Source organism: Fibrobacter sp. UWH1 (genome assembly GCF_002210365.1).
Lineage (GTDB): Bacteria > Fibrobacterota > Fibrobacteria > Fibrobacterales > Fibrobacteraceae > Fibrobacter.
Map to the genome: position 1 here is coordinate 1 of NZ_MWQG01000078.1, position 4,553 is coordinate 4,553.

Sequence of the window (4,553 nt, forward strand, 5' to 3'; positions counted from 1 at the left end):
GGATTTTTTTTTGTTTTCAGCCTAGATCGGATTTACTTGACGATGAGAATCCGCGGAGCCTAAAATGAATATCAAGGGAATCTCTTCTATCGTCGCACTGGCTGCAACTTTCGGACTTGTAGCTTGTGGCGATTCATCCACCTCATCCTCTGCAGAAGAACCTGAGGTTTCAAGTTCCAGCGTCGAACCTGCGGAAGACCCGAACCAGCCCACTTCCTCTGCAGACGCAACCGACCCGGCATCTTCTGCTGCAGAAGCAGATACTCCGGCATCTTCCGCCACTCAGGCCGAAGAAAACCCGAGCGAAAACAACAAGGACGAAGGCAATAAGGGCGACAACCCCATTGGGGACTTTGACCCAAGCACTCTCGACTCCCTCTTCAACAACATCGATACCACGGGCTGGGGCGACTTCGCAAACCAGTTCGAAAACATGCCGGAATGCACCGCCGCCAATGAAGGCGAAACCACCTCCACGACCATGATGGGCATGGAAATAACATACGTCTGCAAGGACGGCCAATGGGGCATCGATAACTCCTGCACCGAGGGCGCAACCCAGGAAATGATGGGATTTTCGATGGTCTGCAAGGACGGCGAATGGCAACAAGGCGATAACTCCTGCACCGAAGAAGGCGCCACCAAGGAAGTGGACACCGGCCTGGGCATGAGCTTCACCTACGTCTGCAAGGATGGCGAATGGACCATGGACTTGAGCGGCTGGGGATTCGGCGGTGACGGCGACAACAGCGGCTTTAACTGGGGCGAAGGCTCCTGGGGCGGATTCGGTGGCGGTGACGCAGAAATCACCCCGGTTGTGGATCCCGCAGAATAAAAAAGTCTGACATTAAAGAAAAGGCCTCGTTTTTTGAACGAGGTCTTTTTTTGCGGGAAATTATCGCTAGATCCTTCGATGCCTTACGGCATCTCAGGACGACACCTAAAGGCGACCTTTAGGTGGGAGCGAGGCCGTTCGCGGTTTATTTAGCAGCAGCAGTCAGCAGCTTTGTAATTGCTGCTACATACTCTGCCGGGTTAGGCAGCGGGCTACCTTCAGCCAAGAGTGCCTGACCGTAAAGAGCCTTGGGCCAATCACCCAGATCAGAACCTGCTTCAGCCTTAGCCTTCAGCATTTCGCAGATGGGGTGCGTCGGGTTGATTTCCAGGATACGCTTGGACTTAGGCACGTTGGCCTGGCCCATGGCCTTCATCATGCGTTCCATCTGGGCGCTCATGGCATCGTCGCTGGTGACGAGGCAGCAGGGGCTGTCCTTCAGACGGCTAGATACGCGGACTTCCTTGATGTCTTCGTCCAGAACCTTCTGGAGGTTTTCGCAAAGACCCTTGAAGAGGCCCTTGTTTTCTTCTTCAGCCTTCTTTTCGTCTTCAGTTTTTTCGAAGTCCACATCACCGCGGGAAACGTCGTGGAACTTCTTGTCGCCGAATTCCATCAGAGAAGACATCATGAATTCATCAATGCCATCGCTCATGAGAAGCACTTCGTAGCCCTTGGCCTTGAAAGCCTCCAGCATGGGGTTAGACTTCACGGCGTTCTTGTCGCCAATGAGGTAGTAAATTTCCTTCTGGCCTTCCGGCATGCGGTCCACATATTCCTGGAGGCTAACAAGCTTGCCTTCTTCGGTCTTGGTGCTTTCAAAGCGGAGCAGCTTCTTCAGTTCATCAAGATGTTCCCAGTTCATGTAGAAGCCTTCCTTCAGAACCATGCCCAGTTCCTTCCACCAGGCAGTGTACTTATCGGCTTCCTTGTCGGCCATGTTCTGCAGAGCGTCAAGAACCTTCTTGATCACATGCTTACGGATGTTGGTGACAATCTTATTGGACTGCAAAATTTCGCGGCTCACGTTCAGCGGCAAGTCTTCGGATTCCACTACGCCGCGGACAAAGCGGAGCCAAGGCGGCAAGAGGTCCTTGCAGTCGTCCATGATGAACGTCTTCTTCACATAGAGCTTCAGACCATGGAGAGCATCGTTCTGCCAAATGTTGTAGGGAGCCTTAGACGGAATGTACACCAAGCTCCAGAATTCCAGGGAACCTTCGGCGTGGCTGTGGCTCCAGCAAGCGGGTTCGCCACCATCGTGACCGATGACCTTGTAGAATTCCTTGTATTCTTCTTCCTTCACTTCCTTTTCGGACTGACGCCAGAGAGCAGTCTTGTCGTTAAGACGTTCTTCTTCCTTGACTTCAATTTCGCCCTTGTCGTTCTTGGTTGCTTCCGGGTGGAAGTAAATACCGTAGTTCACAAAGCCGCTGTACTTCTTGACGATGTCCTTAATCTTCCATTCGCTGGTGAAGTCTTCAGCGTCTTCGTCGTCCTTCAGGTACAAGGTAATCTTGGTACCCACTTCGTTACGGGGGCATTCGGAAATTTCAAATTCGCCGGTACCTTCGGAGCTCCACAGGTAGCCCTGGGTTTCGCCAGCCTTCAAGGTCAACACTTCAACCTTCTTGGCCACCATGAAGATGGAGTAGAAGCCCACACCGAACTGACCGATGAGATCCACGCTAGACTTATCGGAATCCTTCAGGTTCTTGATGAAGTTCTTGGTGCCGGAACGGGCGATGGTGCCCAGGCAGTTGATCAAGTCTTCCTTGTTCATGCCGATACCGTTATCGGTAATGGTCAGCTTCTTCTGCTCCTTGTTTACATCAATATCGATGCGGAGCTGGGTACCATTGGGCAAAAGGCTTGCATCGGAGAGGGACAGGAAGCGGCGCTTGTCCAGTGCGTCTGCAGCGTTGGAAACCAGTTCGCGGAGGAAGATTTCCTTGTTGCTGTAAAGGGAATTGATCATCAAGTTCAGCATGTCGCGAACTTCAGTTTGGAACTCCATTTTTTCAGTTGCCATTTTTATCTCCTAGTAGGTCGCACTTCGTGCTTTCAGCACGCTTCGCTTTCAGGTGTGAGGTCGTTCCCCCTACGGGGTCACTTTGAGGAGTGAAGCAAGAGGAACGCCTTTCTGTTCATTTTTATACAATTTCGCAGTCATCAACGTTTCACTTTGAAACAAACAACTACTTTTCTTTTGTTTTCGTAGGTCTAAATGCAAGAACCGTGCCAAAGTTCACCTAAGCTTCACCATATCCGCCAACTGGACAAAGTAATCGTTAGTCCAAATATCCAACGACTTGGGATCCTTTACAAAAGGCAAAACATCGGCCTTTACCATCTTAATATCGGTGGTAGCCAACTTTTCCTTAAGCATTTTGGAAAAAAGTTCCTTATCCATTTCAATCTTGGAAAATTCGTTGCACCTTGTTTGGAAATGAGAGAAATCCAGGGCAACACCCTTTCTGACATACCATTCAAAATCATACCAGTCACGCCCCTTTACGCGTTGTTTCCAATTTCTAAAAATCAGAGCATGCATCTTGCCGGCAAAAAGACAAGGCAGGGTAAAGCAGCGGGTTGCAAAGGAGAAGGGCATCAACGAAATTCTTGATTCCGTTTCGAAATTCAAGGGAGGGTCCGTATCAACCTCTATCTTAATCTTGATACTTTTTGTTGACTTAAACTTCAAATCATAAACCGAAGTATCTTCCTTCAAGAAAGCAGATTCAACCTTTCCAAAATCCTTCTTTTGCTTTTTGACAATTACTACATCAAGCCCGGCAGACTTGAATTCATTCACTGTGCTAGGGAAATAATCTTCAAAATGGAAATCATCGTCCTTATTCACCAAGGAAAAATCCATATCTTCACTAAATCGTTCCAGCCCGTGAAATATGCGAAGACAAGTTCCTCCGTAGAAGGCTGCTTTTTCAAAAAAGCCTCCGCGTTGCAATCCAGCTAGTGCAATCTGTTGCATGACTTCGTACTCAGCGTTACGGCGGTCATTTTCAGAATTGATTGCATAGCCCTGAACCATCTGTTCAAAAATTGTCATTCAAGCATCCTCCTTAACAAATCCACGTCCTGCTTCTTTTTGCAGCAGGTTAAAACCTGATTGATTACAGAAACATTCATCTTGAAGAAAGCATCCATATCCAACCGCAAATCAGATTCCAAAAATTCGTACATGGCACTTTTAAAGCGCGGATGAAGATTGGGCGTACTTACTATCAGGTCGCACAAAGCCTTTTCTGGAGAAGCCATCAAAAAGCCGTAACCATCCTTGACCTCAACATTCAAGCCAACGGAATAGTACTCTGGAGTGGTCTGCGTGTACAAGAAATTTGCCAACGAGTTTTCAAAATAGCGGGAATGTTTCAAGGTCATGGATTTCACCTGATACACTCGCTCTGGAATAAGCCCGTAATATGCAAGGGCCGTTTCCATAGAAACATAGGACGGACCATAGATATGGTTCGCGACCAGATTCAAATCTATCAGAGCACCGCTGACTTCGGGAGCAACCACGTATAAGCCCTTTTTTAGGCGGATCAGTTCGCCGCTCTTTTCGAGAGCGGACAATTTGCCATTCAGAGCCTTATGCTCGGGAAAGCACCCCTCCAGCGTAGCGACATCCACAGGAATATTTGTCTTATCCTGAAAAAAGTTGACACTATACAAAAAGGCAGGTATAGTGCAAATG

Annotated in this window: 4 protein-coding genes; 1 reads left to right on the plus strand and 3 read right to left on the minus strand. The window is 48.7% G+C overall.

Features of this window, described 5'->3' with window-relative positions; genetic code table 11:
- The first annotated feature begins 64 nt into the window (after window positions 1–64).
- The gene (locus B7992_RS16005) at window positions 65–835 is read left to right on the plus strand and encodes a hypothetical protein (RefSeq protein WP_073156327.1); all 771 of its coding nucleotides are present in this window, start codon (window positions 65–67) and stop codon (window positions 833–835) included.
- A gap of 145 nt (window positions 836–980) precedes the next feature.
- On the opposite strand, the gene htpG is transcribed toward B7992_RS16005, so the two are convergent.
- From htpG to B7992_RS16850, 3 genes are all read right to left on the minus strand, one after another.
- Window positions 981–2,867 carry a molecular chaperone HtpG gene (gene htpG, locus B7992_RS16010; RefSeq protein WP_088666793.1) on the minus strand — a complete coding sequence of 629 codons (1,887 nt, stop codon included), beginning with the start codon at window positions 2,865–2,867 and terminating at the stop codon, window positions 981–983.
- A gap of 216 nt (window positions 2,868–3,083) precedes the next feature.
- Window positions 3,084–3,905: a nucleotidyl transferase AbiEii/AbiGii toxin family protein gene (locus B7992_RS16015; RefSeq protein ID WP_217897629.1), complete on the minus strand. Its 822-nt coding sequence runs from the start codon at window positions 3,903–3,905 to the stop codon at window positions 3,084–3,086.
- Window positions 3,902–4,553, minus strand: a 652-nt coding sequence (locus B7992_RS16850) for a hypothetical protein (RefSeq protein ID WP_217897630.1), incomplete at its 5' end; no start/stop codon positions are given. The genes B7992_RS16850 and B7992_RS16015, both read right to left, overlap by 4 nt.